This is a genomic window from Flavobacterium sp. W21_SRS_FM3 (assembly GCF_052113625.1).
In the GTDB taxonomy this organism is placed as follows: Bacteria; Bacteroidota; Bacteroidia; order Flavobacteriales; family Flavobacteriaceae; genus Flavobacterium.
The window spans coordinates 20,660-39,478 of sequence record NZ_JBGQOD010000009.1; the positions used below are offsets into that span (position 1 = coordinate 20,660).

At 33.6% G+C, this 18,819-nt stretch carries 16 protein-coding genes; 1 reads left to right on the forward strand and 15 read right to left on the reverse strand.

Annotation, left to right across the window (positions count from 1 at the left end; genetic code table 11):
- Nucleotides 1-53: 53 nt before the first annotated feature.
- Nucleotides 54-1,325 carry a kynureninase gene (kynU, locus tag ACEN2K_RS12845; protein WP_441759734.1) on the reverse strand — a complete coding sequence of 424 codons (1,272 nt, stop codon included), beginning with the start codon at nucleotides 1,323-1,325 and terminating at the stop codon, nucleotides 54-56.
- Between the two features lie 192 nt (nucleotides 1,326-1,517).
- On the opposite strand from kynU, the gene ACEN2K_RS12850 reads away from it, so the two are divergent.
- On the forward strand, nucleotides 1,518-2,252 hold the full coding sequence (locus ACEN2K_RS12850; protein ID WP_441759735.1) for an SIMPL domain-containing protein: 735 nt from the start codon (nucleotides 1,518-1,520) through the stop codon (nucleotides 2,250-2,252).
- Nucleotides 2,253-2,437: 185 nt separating this feature from the next.
- Here ACEN2K_RS12850 and queA read toward each other — a convergent pair whose 3' ends face one another.
- The 14 genes from queA to ACEN2K_RS12920 all read right to left on the reverse strand — a co-directional run bounded on the left by queA (nucleotide 2,438) and on the right by ACEN2K_RS12920 (nucleotide 18,687).
- Entirely contained in the window at nucleotides 2,438-3,487 is a 1,050-nt protein-coding gene (queA, locus tag ACEN2K_RS12855) for a tRNA preQ1(34) S-adenosylmethionine ribosyltransferase-isomerase QueA (RefSeq protein WP_441759736.1), read from the reverse strand.
- Nucleotides 3,488-3,684: 197 nt separating this feature from the next.
- The gene (gene aroA / locus ACEN2K_RS12860; RefSeq protein WP_441759737.1) at nucleotides 3,685-4,908 is read right to left on the reverse strand and encodes a 3-phosphoshikimate 1-carboxyvinyltransferase; all 1,224 of its coding nucleotides are present in this window, start codon (nucleotides 4,906-4,908) and stop codon (nucleotides 3,685-3,687) included.
- Nucleotides 4,909-4,992: 84 nt separating this feature from the next.
- Nucleotides 4,993-5,319: a nucleotide pyrophosphohydrolase gene (locus ACEN2K_RS12865; RefSeq protein WP_441759738.1), complete on the reverse strand. Its 327-nt coding sequence runs from the start codon at nucleotides 5,317-5,319 to the stop codon at nucleotides 4,993-4,995.
- Between the two features lie 212 nt (nucleotides 5,320-5,531).
- Nucleotides 5,532-7,046 carry an ATP-binding protein gene (locus tag ACEN2K_RS12870; protein WP_441759739.1) on the reverse strand — a complete coding sequence of 505 codons (1,515 nt, stop codon included), beginning with the start codon at nucleotides 7,044-7,046 and terminating at the stop codon, nucleotides 5,532-5,534.
- A 390-nt stretch (nucleotides 7,047-7,436) separates the two neighbouring features.
- Nucleotides 7,437-7,832, reverse strand: coding sequence for a DUF7793 family protein (locus tag ACEN2K_RS12875; protein ID WP_441759740.1), 396 nt, complete (start codon nucleotides 7,830-7,832; stop codon nucleotides 7,437-7,439).
- 13 nt (nucleotides 7,833-7,845) lie between these two features.
- Nucleotides 7,846-10,248, reverse strand: a complete 2,403-nt coding sequence (locus tag ACEN2K_RS12880) for an aminotransferase class I/II-fold pyridoxal phosphate-dependent enzyme (RefSeq protein ID WP_441759741.1) — start codon at nucleotides 10,246-10,248, stop codon at nucleotides 7,846-7,848.
- 235 nt (nucleotides 10,249-10,483) lie between these two features.
- Nucleotides 10,484-10,936: a D-aminoacyl-tRNA deacylase gene (dtd, locus tag ACEN2K_RS12885; RefSeq protein ID WP_441759742.1), complete on the reverse strand. Its 453-nt coding sequence runs from the start codon at nucleotides 10,934-10,936 to the stop codon at nucleotides 10,484-10,486.
- Between the two features lie 66 nt (nucleotides 10,937-11,002).
- The gene (gene rsgA, locus ACEN2K_RS12890; protein ID WP_441759743.1) at nucleotides 11,003-11,980 is read right to left on the reverse strand and encodes a ribosome small subunit-dependent GTPase A; all 978 of its coding nucleotides are present in this window, start codon (nucleotides 11,978-11,980) and stop codon (nucleotides 11,003-11,005) included.
- Nucleotides 11,981-12,162: 182 nt separating this feature from the next.
- A complete protein-coding gene (locus ACEN2K_RS12895) occupies nucleotides 12,163-12,807 on the reverse strand; it encodes a hypothetical protein (protein ID WP_441759744.1) in 645 nt (214 codons plus the stop codon).
- Between the two features lie 97 nt (nucleotides 12,808-12,904).
- Nucleotides 12,905-13,987, reverse strand: a complete 1,083-nt coding sequence (locus ACEN2K_RS12900; RefSeq protein ID WP_441759745.1) for a chorismate mutase — start codon at nucleotides 13,985-13,987, stop codon at nucleotides 12,905-12,907.
- 74 nt (nucleotides 13,988-14,061) lie between these two features.
- A complete protein-coding gene (locus ACEN2K_RS12905; RefSeq protein ID WP_441759746.1) occupies nucleotides 14,062-14,919 on the reverse strand; it encodes a prephenate dehydrogenase in 858 nt (285 codons plus the stop codon).
- A 149-nt stretch (nucleotides 14,920-15,068) separates the two neighbouring features.
- Entirely contained in the window at nucleotides 15,069-16,217 is a 1,149-nt protein-coding gene (locus tag ACEN2K_RS12910) for a pyridoxal phosphate-dependent aminotransferase (RefSeq protein WP_441759747.1), read from the reverse strand.
- A 51-nt stretch (nucleotides 16,218-16,268) separates the two neighbouring features.
- Nucleotides 16,269-17,096, reverse strand: a complete 828-nt coding sequence (locus ACEN2K_RS12915) for a prephenate dehydratase (protein WP_441759748.1) — start codon at nucleotides 17,094-17,096, stop codon at nucleotides 16,269-16,271.
- Between the two features lie 337 nt (nucleotides 17,097-17,433).
- The gene (locus tag ACEN2K_RS12920; RefSeq protein ID WP_441759749.1) at nucleotides 17,434-18,687 is read right to left on the reverse strand and encodes a dicarboxylate/amino acid:cation symporter; all 1,254 of its coding nucleotides are present in this window, start codon (nucleotides 18,685-18,687) and stop codon (nucleotides 17,434-17,436) included.
- Nucleotides 18,688-18,819: the final 132 nt, after the last annotated feature.

The window sequence follows — 18,819 nt, forward strand, 5'->3', positions numbered from 1 at the left end:
ATGTATATAAAAAAAGCACAATTTATCTGATTGATAAATTGTGCTTTTGTACTTTATTGCTGTATCCCCTTTTTTAATATCTGCCCAAACTCATACATATCTTCATAAGAACAATATAAAGGCACTGGAGCTAATCGAATTACATTAGGTTCCCGCCAATCTGTAATAACACCGTTTTTCATTAAGTAGTCAAATAAACTTCGACCTTCTCCATGAAGAAAAACAGATAATTGACAACCACGCTCTAAAGGATTTGAAGGAGTAATAACTTCAAAACTACTATCGACCTCTTTATCGATTTCCTGCAGTACAAATTCTAAATAAGAGGTAATTTTATCTCTTTTTTCAATTAAAGCATCCATGCCTATTTCGTCAAACATCTCCACGGAAGCCAAATATGGAGCTAAAGAAAGTACTGGAAGGTTACTAATTTGCCAGCCATCAGCACCCTGCACAGGATCAAACGTAGGTTCCATCTTAAAACGACGTTCTTTATTATGTCCCCACCATCCAGCAAACCGAGGCAAACCAGCGTTATGATGCTTCTCATGAATAAATACTCCAGAAGCATTACCCGGTCCTGAATTCATGTATTTATAACTACACCAGGCTGCAAAGTCTACATTCCAATCGTGCAAATTTAATTTGATATTTCCCGCTGCATGAGCCAAGTCCCAACCTACTTTAGCACCCACTTGGTGTCCTGCAGCAGTAATGGTTTTCATATCAAAAACTTGCCCCGTATAATAATTAACGCCTCCAATTAAAACCAAAGCAAGTTCATCACCAACTTCTTCTATTGTAGCTAAAACATCTTCTAGTCTGATATTGTGCTCTCCTTCTCTTCTCTTTATCTCGACAATGACATCTTCAGTTGCATAACCATGAGATTGAACTTGACTTTGAAACATATATTGATCTGATGGAAAAGCTTTTTCTTCACAAATTATTTTATATCGCGTTGCAGTAGGACGATAAAAAGAAACCATCAATAAATGCAGGTTAACCGTCAACGTATTCATTACTGTAACTTCAGAAGGCAAAGCACCAACTATTTTACTCAAAGGCGCTGCAAAACGCTCGTGGTAATCCCACCATGGTTTGTCTGCATAAAAATGACCTTCAACCGCTAGGTTTGCCCAATCATTCATTACTTCGTCAACATAAGCTTTAGTACGTTTGGGCTGTAAGCCTAGAGAATTTCCTGTAAAGTAAATCACTTGTTTGTCATTTACTTTCGGAAAAAGAAATTCAGATCTGTATTTATGTAATTTGTCCTGAGCGTCTAAATTTTGTGCAAAAGCTCTAGTATTTTCAAAAGTCATAATTTGGTTTTAGTGTTGTAAAAATAGTAATTAATAATTGGCCTACAAATGAGCTGCGTGAGCTTTAACATAAAATATAGCCCTTTAATTTTATTAAAACCTCGTAAGTACAGGCTAAGCTTTTTTCCTTTATAAAATGGTTTTTTCGAATATTAATTAGCTAAATTTGAATGAATTAAAAAACAAGTATTCATGTACAAGAACAGTTTAAATGCGCTCCTTTTGTCAATTGCTTTAATTATATCTGCATTTTTATTTTCAAATGCATTTCAAAATAGGAATAGAAGTAGCGATACGATTAGCGTTACAGGTTTAGGTAAAACGGACTTTGTCTCTGATTTAATTGTCTGGAGTGGATCCTTTTCTAGAAAAAGCAGCACCTTAAAGGAGGCTTATGCTTTGCTCGATGGTGATCGTGCAAAAATTAAAAGCTATTTAATGAGTAGCGGCATCGCTGAAAAAGACATTGTTTTCTCTGCAGTGAATTTCAATAAGAACTATGAGACCACATATAATGAAAACGGGACAGTACGACAAAATTTATTTAGCGGTTTTACTTTAAGTCAAAATGTAAGTATTCAATCTAAGGAAGTAAATAAGATTGAAGAAGTTTCTAGACAATCGAGTGAATTAATAAATTCTGGAATTGAATTTTACTCGAATGCCCCTGAATACTACTATACTAAGTTAGCCGAACTAAAAATAAAAATGATAGCCGAAGCAACCAAAGACGCAACTTCTAGAGCAAAGAGTATTGCTGAGAACGCCGATGCCAGTTTAGGCAATTTAAAAAAATCAGACATGGGTGTTTTCCAGATTATTGCTCAAAACTCTTCAGAGGATTATTCCTATGGCGGATCGTTCAACACTAATTCAAAAAACAAAACGGCTACTATTACTGTAAAATTAGTCTTTCAAGTAGATTAGTAGTCGTAAATTTAGAACACTTCCCGCATAAGGGATAGCAGTGAAAATCCTTTTTTAATAGTAGCGCTAGCGGAAAATTAAAAAAGATTGCAACGTAAAGCCCGGTTCGTTTTTACGAATATGCCAAAAAAAAAATCTCGCTAATAAACAGCGAGATTTTTTAGTGAATTAACCTTTATGGTGTATTAGATGATTAACATTGCATCACCGTAAGAGTAGAATTTATATTGTTCTTTGATTGCTTCTTCATAAGCTCTCTTCATTAAATCGTGACCACAAAATGCAGAAACCATCATTAATAAAGTAGATTTTGGCGTATGGAAGTTTGTAATCATACAAGTTGGAATCGTAAATTCATGAGGAGGGAAAACAAATTTGTTTGTCCATCCGTCAAAGGGATTCAAGGTGTTTTGTGAAGAAACTGAACTCTCTACAGCACGCATCGATGTAGTTCCTACAGTACAAATACGTCTTTTTTGCGCTTTTGCGGTATTTACAATATCACAAGCTTCCTGAGTAATTTTCAATTCCTCAGAGTCCATTTTATGTTTTGATAAATCTTCTACTTCAACTGGATTGAAAGTACCTAAACCTACGTGAAGAGTAACCTCAGCAAACTTAATTCCCTTAATTTCTAATTTCTTCAACAAATGTTTAGAAAAGTGTAATCCTGCAGTAGGAGCTGCAACAGCACCTTCTTCTTTTGCATAAATCGTTTGGTAACGCTCTGCATCTTCAGGAGTAACATCTCTAGAAATATATTTTGGGATTGGTGTTTCACCAAGTTCAGTCAATTTATTTCTGAATTCTTCATAAGAACCATCGTAAAGGAAACGTAATGTTCTCCCACGTGATGTTGTATTATCAATAACCTCAGCTACTAATGAATCATCATCACCAAAGTATAATTTGTTACCAATTCTAATTTTACGTGCTGGATCTACTAAAACATCCCAAAGACGTTGTTCAGCATTTAACTCTCTTAATAAGAAAACCTCGATTCTTGCTCCTGTTTTTTCTTTATTCCCGTACAAACGAGCTGGAAAAACTTTAGTGTTATTCAAGATTAAAACATCTCCATCATCAAAATAATCAATAACATCTTTGAACATTTTATGCTCGATAGTTTGTGCTTTACGATCAATAACCATAAGACGTGCTTCATCTCTGTTTTCCGAAGGGAATTCAGCAAGAAGTTCTTTTGGTAAATCAAATTGAAAATGTGATAATTTCATTTATAGTATATATTAGAGTTAACCCATTGACGATGCTCTGGGTGTCAAAAAAGTTAATTGAAAATCAAATAACTAAGCGGATGCAAATATACGACTGTGAGATAGGCGTTGTCAAGTGTTTTAGTGTTTAATTTAGTTTTAATATCCTAAAAACACTAAGTAACAGAGCAATGCCCTATAAACACTACCTTTAAATATTAAATTTCAGAGTCCGTAAACCCTAATTTCTTCATGTCTTCCCAAAAATCAGGGTACGATTTTGACACAACCTCAGCATTTTCTATGATAATGGGCACTTTTAAAGCGAGGGGAGCGAATGCCATTGCCATTCTATGGTCGTTATAAGTAGCAATTGTAACATTAGAATTAATGTTAATCGAAGGCTCAAGAGTCAAACTATCATTAGTCACCGAAATAGTTGCGCCCAACTTTGTCAATTCTATTCGTAACGCTTCTAGTCTATCTGTTTCTTTAATTTTTAAGGTATGTAAGCCAGTTAAGTGACAGCCTACACCTAATCCAAGACAAGTGACTACAATTGTTTGAGCGATATCTGGCGTGTTGTTTAAATCCAGATTAATAGTTTCAGGTTTAAAGTTGGCATCCTTAGTCAAAGTCAAACAATTATTTTCAAAATGCGAATTCACTCCCATTTTCTTGTAAATTTCAACCAAAGCTGAATCACCCTGCAAGCTATTTTCCTTATAACTGCTGATTTTTATCGAAGCTGTATTTGCTAAGGCAACTAAACTAAAAAAGTAAGACGCTGAACTCCAGTCAGACTCAACAGTCATCACTTTCGATGGTACCTGCTGTACTGGAAACACTTTGATTACATTTCCCTCAAAGCTAGTCTGAATATCTAAATCGTTTAGCAAAGCCAAAGTCATTTTTATGTAGGGCACTGACGTGACCTCACCAACTAAGTTGATTTCGATTCCGTTTTCTAATTTTGAAGCCACTAATAGTAATGCAGAAATGTATTGGCTACTTACATTAGCAGGAATATTCACTTTAGAGGCGGTAATTTTTTGCCCTTTGATTCGAATGGGAGGATAACCTGCTTCTTTCTCGTACGTTATTTTTGCCCCTAATTGTTCCAGTGCTTCGACCAAAACTTTGATAGGGCGCTCTGTCATACGTTGTGACCCCGTTAAAACTACTTCTCTACTTTCACTGACTGCAAAAAAAGCAGTAAGAAAACGCATTGCCGTTCCGGCATGATGAATATCTACTATTTCCTCATTCCCTTTTAATGCTTTTTGCATGACCTCACTATCATCAGAATTTGAAGTATTAGCTAATGAAATATTGGGAAACAAAGCTTGAAGTAATAACAATCTATTGGTTTCACTTTTTGATCCTGTAACCGCAATATTGGCTTGCAAATTAGAATGGGTAGTTTGTAACAGTAAATTCATTTTTGGATGTGTTGTTGGATAGTGTACTTTGACAAATTTATTTTAAATAAAGTTGTTGCCAAAGTTTTGTACCTACTTATAACATTATTTTAGTTTATCGTTGTTTTTATGACGGTCTTTATCACGGATCGACTTTAAATCCATCTTTTTGTCAAAAGCAGCTTGTAAATCAATACCCGTTTGATTTGCTAAACATAGCACCACAAAAACAACATCAGCTAATTCTTCACCTAAATCTTTGTTTTTATCACTTTCTTTCTCTGACTGCTCTCCATAACGACGGGCAATTATTCTAGCCACCTCCCCTACTTCTTCCGTAAGTTGGGCCATATTAGTCAATTCGTTAAAATAACGAACACCGTGTTCTTTAATCCAGTTATCAACGTCTAATTGTGAGTTCTTCAAGTCCATATTTACTTATTTAAGCAGACAAAGTTACATAAAGAAATGAAAGTGGCTTCAAGTTTTTACTGCAGTTTAAACTTAGATTGAGAAGTTAGTCCTTTATATTTTCTTAAGAACTATTTTTTCGTTTTGCTTGTCTACCATTTTTTGAAAATATTCTTTTAGGATAGGATAATATTCAGGAGTAACGATTGAAGCCATTAAAAGAGAAACAGCTACTAACTTTCAGAATTTTGAGCTAGTCTAATAATAGTATTATATAACTCATTAATATCAAATGGTTTTGATAAATAGGCATCTATTCCAGTGGAAATACATATTTCACTAACAGAACCAGTCACTATTGCTGACAATGCTATAATTGGAATACTTCGTTTGGTATCATCTTCTAGACCACGAATTGCCAAAGTAGCGTCATAGCCATTCATCACAGGCATCATGATATCCATTAAAACTATATCAAAATCCTCATTTTTAACTGCTTCAACTGCTAATTTTCCGTTTTCAACAGTAGTACAGACAAAATTTAATCTTGAGAGCACCTTTTGAGCTAAAATTTGGTTAATACGATTATCCTCGGCTAAAAGAACTTTAATCTTGCGATCTTTTACTGCTAATCTCGGCTTAGCCATTTGCTCATTATTAATATTTTCAATAATTGCAGACTCATTAACTGGTTTCTGGAAAGGAATGGTTACTGTAAACTTTGTTCCTATGCCCAGTTTACTCTCTACCTCGATTTCTCCCTCCATCAGCGTAATAATTTTTTTGATAATAGCTAAACCTAGTCCAGTTCCACCATACTTTCTGGCAGTATCATCGCTAACTTGAATAAAGGGATTAAAGATTTCGTCGATCTTATCAGAGGGAATCCCAATTCCTGTATCTTTAACTGACATTTTAATATAGTAAAAGCCATCTACCTCTTTAGTCAATTTAATCTTCAGCTTAATTTTACCCTTTACTCGGGTAAACTTAACCGCATTACTCACTAAATTAAATAAAATTTGAGAAATTCGGATGGAGTCACCAATTAGGTTAGTAGGTACATTTTCATCAATTGAGATCTTAAATTTGATTTTTTTCTCAATCGTTTTATTGGAAAAGGTATCATAAATAAGTTGTGTTAACAACGGGAGATTAAACGGTTTTTTAGACAATGTGATCTGACCAGATTCAATTTTTGCTAAATCAAGAATATCGTTGATTATCACTAAAAGAATGTCCCCAGACATCTTTATATAATCCAGTTGCTTTTTAGTATCTGCATCTAAAGAAGGATTTTTAATAAGTAAATCCGTAAATCCTAAGATACCATTTAAAGGCGTGCGGATTTCATGACTCATGCTAGCCATAAATTCATCTTTCGCAATTGCTAATCGCTCCGAACGTTCTTTCTCATCGATCAGTTTCTCGTTCATCGTTTCTAACAAATTTTTAGAAACCATAACAGCTTTTAACTCTTCTATATAAGTATTAAATCCCATACAGAAAACATCTAACTCGTCTTGCTCTTCTGAGATTGGCAATAAATTAAAGAAGTCACCAGCATAACAGTTCGAAATGTGATCAATTATCACTTCTGTTCTGCGTTTCTTAGATTCCATCTTTTTAAAAAGAAACAAAAGCTCTTCGTGTATCGCATCCAGACCATCACCTTGTGTCAGCTGACCATCAAATTCATCTGCATTCATTAAACGAATTAGCGCTAATATTTCTTTTAACTTAGACATCTACTAAATTTTGGGATTTGTTCTGTTTTTATTTGGTAAAAAAGTAGCATTATTCATGCCGAAATTTTCCAAACAGCTTAACTACTTTTCATGAAAATTTTACTAAGTATACATTGCAAATTTTGAAGAAATTAACAACAACTGTATGGAAAAAATAGAACGCACTGCTTACCCTATAATGATTACCTTTTTTAAAACAACTCCTACATTTTTTAAATATCTAAGCATTAATCAATAGCTTCTTAATTAAAAATAGTTTTACAAAATTTATTTAATTTACCTATTTTAATTTTAATCGCTACATTTTTAGTAAGTTACACGCAAATTACGAATAATATTGTCACAATATCATTTTTATCTTTCCTACAAGTTACATTTAGTTTTGCATTTTTACAAATTCTTCTCGTTTTTTTGTTTGAGCTCTAAAAGCCATTCAATTGCTTTTTCTTTGCTTGTAAATACTTGAAAAGGAAAATTTGCCGACTTCAATTTTAAAAAGGTATTAAAGATAAATTTTGTTATGTGCGAATTGACTAATACGGCAGTTGCATAAAGGTACTCTTGTCCATGTAAATCAGCATAATCTCTTGCTTCTTTTGGAAAATTTTTCAGTCTTGTAATATCATAGTACCAATATTGTTTTTCACGTTCAGAAATCGCTGTTCTTAATTCAATTAGTTGCTTAATTTTATCGAGTGTCATGTCTGTACTTTTCTCAAAAGTGGAATGCAAAATTCCATTTTCAAGCCAGAACTTAATAAAATCATTTTCTAATTTTTTTTCCATGTTGTGAATTGTATTAATTGCTTAAAGATGATAGTAGATCTAGATTATACATACTATCTACTTTCATAAAGGTGAATATAGGAGTTAATTGAGCTCCGTATTTTTGTTTCTCATAATCTGACGTAATACCAAGATAGGTCTTTGACTTATCTAATTCATTTGCTCTTTTTACCATATGATACATCACTTGCTTGTACAAATGATGGGATTTAACATAATCATAATTGAGCCCTACAATTAAAGGACAACAGTGATCCTCCCCAATAAATCCCCAGATACATCCTATCAATTCCTCTGAACCTTTAAGCCTAAACTCAGTAAACTCCCACTCATCATATTTGGATAATATTTTAGCAGTCTTTTTTGGATAAGCGAAGAAGTTAAAAGCAAAATTAGCTTTCTTAATATTGAGAAATAATTTGTAATGCTGGTCAGCTTCTTTATCTGTCAATGTTTTTTTGATGGTAATATCAAATTTATCTTCATATTTAAAAACATACCTCTTAATATTGTTAATTCCGTTTTTTGAGGTCAGTAAGGACAATAGTTCTTCCTTAGAGTTCCACTTAGGATGTTGTACAATATTAGTATTAGGCATACTCATTTTAATATAACCCTCGTTTTCAAATACATCGTTATGTAAAAAATCAGCTTCAAAATCTCTCAAAACCACAACAGTTGCATTTGTAGCCACTTTTAAACGATCTATTTCTTGAATTAGTTTTTCTAAAGCAGCATGAACTAGTTGGTGACTTTCATTGATATATAAATGTTGTCCTTCTGTAAAAAGGGAACCCATTGCTAAGGTTTTGGAACACAAATAATAAGGGTCATCTATTCTTATTTGTTCTACTTTTTTAGAAACACTTTCGGTAGACAACATATCATCTTTGTACAAAGCATCTGTAAAAAAAGTGGCTAGAATTATTTTATTATTGACATCTTTGATGATCAAATAATGAAAACCCCAGTTTTCTTCCGGTATTTTATTATTCGAAAATATTTCTTCTATGCATTGCAAACCATTGTGCGAATAGTTTCCATTATTTTTAAAAATTGCATCCCAAACTTCTGGGTCAATTGCATTAATAGTCTTATAGTTCTCTATGATAAGTCCCTCATTATCCTTTGGCTTTATGCTAACTTCTCCTTTAAATGGCAGATTAAATGTTTTGTATATTTTCTCTAAATCTTCATTTTCTTCTGCTACCGCAAGATGGAAATTTTTAGAAATAGAATCGACTAATTTATCAATATCTTCTTTTGTATTGTGTCTGGTCAATGTAAATCGCAATCCTGATTTATGATTGGGCACCACAGGAAAAGTAGCTGTATTCACATACAAACCGTCTGCTAATACACGTTGAATTAAATTATGTGTAACCTTTATCGATCCAGTTCCTATAAAGTAAATCGGAGTTTCATTTGAAGAAGCATTTGTCAAATTATGTTCTTCTAATTTGGTATTTAAATACTCCATTAGCTCCTTTAAATCATTTTGATATTCCTGAATTTTATCTGACAGAAGGATTTCTGCACAACCAATAGCCGCTCCAACATTTGAGGGAGATAAAGGATGGGTGTACGAAAGAATACCGCCATATACATCCACCTTTCTATGCATTTCTAGATCGTTAAATACCGCAATTCCTCCAATACTTCCAAATCCTTTTGCAAGCGTACTAATTAATACAACTCTATCGCTGTGTTTAAAGTCTTCAAAAAGACTTCCAGAACCATTCTTACCCGTCCAACCAACACCATGTGCATCGTCAAAATACAAATGCAATTTTGGATATTTCTCTAGTAAATTGAGTAGTTCTTTTTTAGGAGGAAGATCCCCATACATGGAATAAACACCATCTGCCATGTACCATATTTTATCATATTGGTTGTAGCCCTTTTTGATAAAGTCTTCCAGCATTTCCATGTTATTATGGCGAATCATTTTCACCATCGTCCCTTGCAGCTTAGAATACTGGCAAGGATACTGCACACTGTAATGAACTTGCTGATCCAGAATAATCAAATCATTAGGACCGATAATCGTTCCAATTACCGACTGGTGCGTTACAGAAGTTGATGTATACAACACAACCGGATGATTGTCAAATATTTTACTAATAAGTCCGTCTAGCTCCTGTAAATAGGGTGCTTTTACATAAGATCTAGAAATGGAAAAATGAGAACCATACTTATCTAGCAACTCATGACTTTTTTCTAAAAGACGAGGATGCTTTTCTAAACCTAAGTATCCACAGGTTCCAAAATTTATAAGTTCATTCTCATTGATTTTTAGATAATGACCATTGAATTCTTCTTCCTGAGAATTTAGGTGCATTATCTTCTTCTTTTTTGCCGATGTAAAAACCGAATCTATTACATCATAGGGGTTGTTGTGTTTAATTTTAGCCAAAATTTGGGGATTTAGTTATGGTGGTTTATATAACTTCAGGCATTTATTTACTCACGAATACTGTAATGATAAACAAAAAGTGTAGGTCTTTCTATTAATCGTAAGAAAAGTTTTATCTCATTTAAAGTGTGCATATAATATGGCACAAAAATACAATAATTTGCCTAAATAATTAGAAAATAAAAAAAGAGCAACCTATATAAAGTGCTCTTAATGAAATAATTGTAAGAATTTACTACAGCTTATTTTTACTATCTATAATTATTGTAACGGGACCATCATTTAATAAACGAACTTTCATATCAGCGCCAAATATGCCTGTTTGAACTTTTCTCCCCAACTCCTTTTCTAGTTTATGTACAAAATTCTCGTACAAAGGAATGGCGATGTCTGGCTTAGCAGCCTTTATGTACGAGGGACGGTTTCCTTTCTTAGTAGCAGCATGTAGTGTAAATTGGCTAACTACAATAACCTCCCCTGCTATATCCTGCAGTGATAAGTTCATCACTTCATTCTCATCATTAAAAATACGAATATTAGCAACTTTAGTCACCAACCAGTCTATGTCTTCTTGTGAGTCGGCTTCTTCAATACCTATCAAAATTAATAGTCCTTTTTGAATGCTGGCTACACAATTAGTATCAATTGTTACAGAAGCCTCTGCAACACGTTGTAAAACTATTTTCATATCTTAATAATCCGTTCTCTTTCAATTTATTATTGATGCTAAAAATTAATTGAAAAGCAATTAGAATTAATCTCTTCCTTTATCACTTTCCATTCTGTCCTCATTGTAAATATCAGTGCGGTAATTCTCCTCATCCCCTTCTAATATTTTCAAATAACTATTGTAACGAGACCATGCAATTTCGTCATTTTCTAGAGCGGCTTTTACTGCGCACTTCGGTTCTTCTTTGTGCAGGCAATTATTGAATTTGCACTGATCTTTTAACTTAAAAAATTCAGGAAAATAACCGCTAATTTCTGCTGGCTCCATATCTACCATTCCAAAACCTTTGATTCCAGGTGTATCTATTATACTGGCTCCAAAAGACAGATCATACATTTCTGCAAATGTAGTGGTGTGTTGTCCTTGTTTACTAGCATCCGAAATAGTTTTGGTTTTCAAATGCAAAGAAGGCTCCATTGCATTCACTAATGTTGATTTCCCCACACCCGAATGTCCCGAAAACATGCTCACTTTTCCAATCATCATTTCCTTCAAGGCATCAATTCCTTTCATTTCAGTAGAAGAAACTCTAAGGCATTTGTAGCCTACTTCTTGATAAACATGTTGCATATACAATTGTTCTTCAAGGGTTGCCTCATCTAAAGTATCTATTTTATTAAAAACTAATACCGTTTCAATACCATAGGCTTCCGCAGTTATTAGAAAACGGTCAATAAAGTTAAATGTAGTTGGTGGATTGTTTACGGTAATCAATAAAAAGACACGGTCAATATTGGATGCAATTATGTGCATCTGGTGTGATAAATTTACTGATTTTCGAACAATATAATTCTTTCTTTCATGAATATGGTGAATCGTTCCTGTAACAGTATCTGAGGATTCTTCCAGTTCATAATCTACGATATCACCAACCGCAATAGGGTTAGTGCTTTTAATTCCTTGAATACGGAATTTCCCCTTCATACGGCATTCTATAAAATCACCTTGTTCTGATTTTACAGTATACCAACTTCCTGTAGATTTATATACGGTTCCTGTCATAGTGCAAAGGTAAAATTTTGTTTCAAGTTTAAAGTTTAAAGTTTAAAGTTTTTACTGCTGATTACCAATAAAAAAATCTCCACAACTTTACTGATAAGCTGCGGAGATTTATTGTCTTTCTTAACAATTATAAAAAGTAGCGCGAACTCTGACGTTCTTATTTCATTTTTAATTCTCAATTATTAAATTTGATAAGGGAAATTCCTCCCTACTTTTCTCATCATTCTTTCCATCATAGCACTTGGAGAACTCATTACATCTTCATTCATTTGCTTATAAAATCTCCATAATAATTCTCCATCTTTACCATTATTGATCTGCATCGTTAATTCCCCTGTAGCCACCTTACCGGTGCCAAAACCTATCAAAAGTGATTTTACAATAGCAGCACCTTCACTACCTGTTTTCTCATAAGCATAACTACATTTGATAACAGCATCTACCCCTAAAATTGTGGCTAATTCATCTGAGGTTAATTCATCCAATTTTTCAAACATATCATTTTTTTTCAACAAAGCATTCGTTCTATCGATATCCTGAACGGTAACTGAATAATCTGATGACTTTCTTAAAAGATAAGTATACATTCCTGATTGCATGTTTGCTCCTAAATTTCTTTCATCCTCTTTATTCGTAGCCTCATTAAAGTTTTTAGGCAATCTTTTAAATGAAATGGTAGCTTTAAAAGGTAATATGGCTACTGTTTTATGAGTAGCAATTTCCTGTTGTAAATTTTGAGACTCAAAAACTTGTTTCGCGCTGTCAAATTGAGAAAATCCCATCACTGAAGTAAATAGACAAATAAAAAGTAAAAATTTTTCTTTCATACTATGAAATTTAAGGTTAAAAATAATTCTCTCAATGATACAAAAAAACCTACAAATAAATTGTAGGTTTTAATAAATAATCGAGTTCTATAAAGAATTATGCATTAAGCACTTTATCTTGATGACCAATACTTTCTTGATGGATTGCCTTAAACATTTTAAGTATAAACTCTTCAGAAAGTCCTTTTTTCTCTCCTTCAAGAATCATTTTTCCTAAGATTTCATTCCAACGTTTGTTTTGTAGTACTGCAACGTTAGCGTCCTTCTTCACTTGACCAATTTCATCAGCTACTTTCATTCTTTTTCCTAGTAAATCCAGTAATGTAGCATCTAACACATCAATATTAGCTCTTAATTTAGCCATTTTTTGTGTAAACTCATCCGATGCGTCGTTTAATTTTCTAACTTTTAGATCTACAAAAATTTGTTTCAAGGCAGTTGGCGTCACTTGTTGTGCAGCATCACTCCAAGCATTATCTGGGTCAGTATGCGTTTCTATAATCATCCCATCATAATTTAAATCTAAGGCCTCTTGTGTTACTTCAAGAATCATATTACGATCACCTGTTATATGAGATGGGTCAATAATTAAAGGCAAGTCAGGAAATCTATTTTGCAATTCAATTGCGATTTGCCACTCCGGAATATTTCTGTATTTTGTTTTTTCGTAAGTAGAAAAACCTCTGTGAATTACTCCTAATTTTTCAATTCCTGCATTGTATAAACGCTCTACTCCACCTAACCATAAAGATAAATCTGGGTTAACAGGGTTTTTAACTAATACAATCTTTTTAGTTCCTTGCAAAGCATCGGCTAATTCTTGCATTGCAAAAGGATTAACTGTTGTTCTTGCTCCAACCCATAATACGTCAATATCATATTCTAAAGCTAATTTTACGTGAGCTGCGTTTGCAACTTCTGTTCCCATTAGCAATCCTGTTTCTTCCTTTGCTTTTTTCAACCATTTCAACCCTATCTCTCCTACACCTTCAAAACCTCCTGGACGCGTTCTTGGTTTCCAAATTCCCGCTCTAAATACACTTACATCAGAATCTTTCAATTCATGGGCAATTTTTAATACTTGTTCTTCTGTTTCAGCACTACAAGGTCCCGCGATCACAAATGGGTGAGTTAAATTGAAATCATTCAACCAATTTTTCATTTCCTTCTTGTTTTCCATCTTTTCTAATTGTTAATTTTATTATTTTTAATGTGTTGTTCTACTGTTATTGCTTTCTAAATAGGTTTGAATGTTTATTTTTTCACATTCATACCGTTCAATATTTCTTTTATTTTATTAACGCTTTCCATTTCTTCAAAAATAGCGTCGTAATCATCGTTTATTAATAAGTCTTTAAATTGAGTCAGGTTAGAAATATATTCTTCTAATGTCTCGATTACTTGCAGCTTATTTTGTTTAAAAATGGGCGTCCACATCGCCGGTGAACTTTTAGCCAGCCTTACTGTACTCTCAAAACCAGAACCCGCCATATCAAAAATATCTTGCTCGTGTTTCTCCTTATTGATTACTGTTTTTCCCAGCATAAAGGCACTTATATGAGACAAATGAGAAACATAAGCTATGTGCTTGTCGTGTGACTTAGGATCCATGTATCGAATACGCATCCCTAGTGCATTAAACAAATCCAAGGCTTTTTCTTGTAATTTAAACGCAGTACGCTCTACTTCACAAATAATATTTGTCTTGCCTTGATACAAGCCTTTAATAGCTGCTGAAGGTCCTGAAAATTCTGTACCTGCTATAGGATGTGTTGCAATAAAGTTTCTCCTTTTAGGGTGATTTGCTACTACTTCACATACCGGACTTTTAGTCGAACCCACTTCAAAAACAATAGTTTGTTCACCTATGCTATCTAAAACTTCAGGCAATACCACTAAGGCTACATCAACAGGCACCGATACAATCACAAAATCAGCTGTGGCCAGATTTTCTTTCTTGCCTTCGGCATCTATCACTCCAAGAGCAATGGCTTCATCAACATGTTTTTTATTAGTGTCAATACCGTAAACAGTTGCCTCAGGATGTATCGTTTTGATATCTAATCCCATGGAACCACCTATTAACCCTATTCCTATTATATATATGTTCATTTATTTATTATTTATCCTAATTGCTATTAGGAGCTAATCCTGCTATTCGTTTCAATCTTTAATGCTTTAACACAGCATTAAAGGATTTCCACTGCTATCAGGGCTAGGGTTTCTCGTTTTTCAACAATGGTATCGTTTTCTTAATTGCCCTAATCGAACCTGTCAATCGCTTCTTGTACTTTGGCTTCATCTACACATAATGAAAAACGAATATAACCTTCTCCATTACTACCAAAGATGGTGCCCGGTGTTATAAATAGGTGTTTTTCATAGAGAATTGTATCAATAAACTTTTCTGCAGATGTTACTCCTGCTGGTAATTTTGCCCATACAAATAATCCAACTCCATCTTTATACACCTCACAATTTAACTTTTCGGCTAATTTTTCTGTCAGTGCTCTGCGTTTTTTATAAATCAGGTTTTGCTCATCAAACCAAGATTTATCACACTTTAGTGCTGCTATGGCTCCTTTTTGAATACCGTAAAACATTCCGCTGTCCATATTACTTTTCACTTTTAAAATGGCGTCAATAGCTTCGGCATTTCCTAACACCATTCCTACTCTCCAGCCTGCCATATTAAAAGTCTTACTTAAAGAATTTAATTCTAAAGCAACCTCTTTGGCACCTTCAACTTGCAACAAACTCATTGGTTGCTCGTTCAAAACAAAACTATAGGGATTGTCGTTTATCAAAAGTATTTGGTGTTTTTTGGCGAAAGCCACTAACTTTTCAAATAATTCAATGCTTCCTCTGGAACCAGTAGGCATATGCGGGTAACCCAGCCACATGATTTTCACCTTACTTAAATCGAATTTCTCCAGTGCTTCAAAATCTGGTTCCCAGTTTGTACTTTCTTTTAAATCATAGTAAACAGGTACTGCACCCACTAAATTAGTCACTGATGTATATGTCGGATAGCCTGGATTCGGAATTAAAACATGGTCTCCTTCATTTAAAAAAGCAAGAGAGATGTGCATGATTCCTTCTTTAGAACCCATCAAAGGCAAAATTTCTGTCAAAGGATTTACCACCGCATCAAAATTATTCTTATAGAAGTCTGCCATTCCTTGTCTCAATTCTGGAAGGCCCTGATAACTTTGATATTGATGGGCATTCTCATCAGTAACTGCTGCTTGAATAGCAGCAATAACCGCTGGTGACGGACTTAAATCTGGACTACCAATACCCATATTGATAATGGATTTCCCTTCAGAAGCTAACTGCCTCACCTCTCTTAACTTAGAGGAGAAATAGTATTCTTCAATTGTATCTAATCTTTTTGCTGTTGTAATCATTACTGTTTTTTAAAATTCCGTTTCCCTTTTCAGGATATCACTTTTGACTACTTATGGTCTTGTATTTTTATATTCGCCTAAAACCTTGAAATATTCTGCCATTATTTTTAATAGTGACTTAGCTTTAGCATAATCGCTATACTTTTCAAAGGTCACATCTACAAAAAAAGAATACTTCCATGGGGTTTCAATTTTTGGTAAGGATTGTATCTTAGTTAAATTCATTTTACAATCACTCATCACATTTAAAACTGCTGCCAAACTCCCACGTTGATGATCCAATTCAAATTTTAATGAGGCTCTATTGATATCATTTTCTCCCACAAAGGAATTTTCTCTTTTTAGAATAACAAAACGTGTCATGTTATCATTGATAGTCTGAATTTCTGGCGCTACTATTTCTAAATCGTACATTGTAGCTGCAGTTTTGCTGGCAATAGCTGCAATTCCCTTGATATTGTATTCTTGTATTCTACGAGCCGTTTCTGCAGTATCCTTATCCTCGACTAATTTAATATTTGGATATTTTTTTAAGAATTCCATACATTGTAATAACGCCATCGGGTGGGAATGTACCTCTGTAATTTCATCAATTTTCTGACCTGGTAATGCCATTAAATTTTGATGAATTCGCAAATAATGTTCTCCTATAATGTGTAAATTATTTTTATCAATCAAAGCGTAATTTGGAATAATAGGACCCGCAATAGAATTCTCTATCGCCATCACCGCTTGTTCAGATTTCCCCGTTAACAAACTATCTACCAGTTCATCAAAAGACAAACATTCATCAATCTGAATGTTTTCACCAAAGTACTCTTGTGCCACCTGATGATGAAAAGAACCTCTAATTCCCTGTATTGCGATTTTTATTTCCATTTACTCCAAAAAAAAAATCCCGATTTGCATCGGGATTGTATATTTATAATAATAATTTAATTTTCTAATTAAATAACCATACGACAATCCCTATCCTCTTTCCAGAAGAAATAATAAGTATTGCTAAAATAAAATCGGTTATTCAACATGATTTTTGTTTTTGTGTATTGATTACATTGCGAATGTATAAATTATTTTTAGCCCACCAAAAAAAATATGGTATTTTAGTAAACTAAAAAAGAATTCTCTAAAAAACTGGTTTTAAATTACATAATAGTTAAAAAAATAGCCAGAAATCTTTTTTAAAATAAGACAATTATGCATATACCAAATTATTTTAAAAAGGCATTGCTGTAGAGAGCCATTTTTTTCCCTCTGAAATTCGAGCGATTAACATAGATGAAACCACATCTCCATTGGCATTTAATAAGGTTGCCATAGGATCAATTAAGGTTCCAACTATCATAGCAGCAGGAAGCGCTTGTTCCATTGGAAAGCCATAAATAGTAATCGCTAATATTTCCCCAATATATCCGCCATTAGGAATTCCGCCTTCCACTACAGAAACTATAACGGTAATACCTAAAGCAGTGAGTAAGGTCATTGGATCTGTAAAATCTTTTCCAAACATCGCAAAAATCACAGCAATTTTTATAATCGAAGACATACTGGATCCGTCTTTATGTAAGGGGGCACCTAGAGGAATGGCAACGTTTCTTATATATCCAGGCACTTTCATCTTCTCTGCAGCTTCTAAGTTAGCCGGTATTGTGGCAATACTACTGCAAGTTCCCAATGCAGTTAAGGCTGGTGTAATATTATTGCCCCAAAACACTTTTAATCCTAGTTTTCCACCAGCTATAAAAGCATATAAACTAAAAAACACAACAAAATAAAAAGCACAGACTCCATAATACAAACCAAGTGGTTTTGCATAAGCGCCAAATAACTGTGGCCCAAATATGCCCACTTGGTATGCAAAATAAGCGCCTAGTCCTACTGGAGCTGTTTTCATAATCATGTGTAAAAGCTGCTTCATTACTTCATTACCCGAATTTAAGAAACTTCTAAAACTTTCTCCTTTTTCTCCAGAACGCAAACTAGCAAAACCAATCAGGAAAGAAAATATAATTAAAGCCAGCATGCTTTTTCGAGATAGTAATTCATAAAAATCACTGGCAGTAAGTAATTGTGTGATTTGTGACCCTCCACTAGCGCTGTGCATATTTTCCAAAGGGATTTTTGAAATAATAATATCCTGATGAATTGGAAAAATGAATACCCCAACAATCATCAGAACTGCCGAAATTAATACTGTACTCAAGAAAACACCAATCACTATGACAAACAGCTTCCCTAATTTTTCCGACTTTTCTAAGCTGGCTATCGAAGAGGCTATTGTAAAAAATATTAATGGGATTATGGCGGTAAAAAGTAAATTTAAAAAAATATCACCCAAAGGCTTGATGATTTCTACATCTTTCCCAAATAGTAAACCTAGAACACTTCCAGCAATGATACCGCACAACAACCAAATTATACTGCTATAGGTTTTAAACAAACTTCCTGATTCAATACTTCCTTGACTCATATTTAATTATTTTTTATAAATATATAAATCTAATTGTCAAAATCATTCATACGTATCAAACTTTGCACTTAACCTAAAGAGTTTTATATATTGAGTATTGAAAAATAATAAAGCAATGATTTTTCTGTTTAC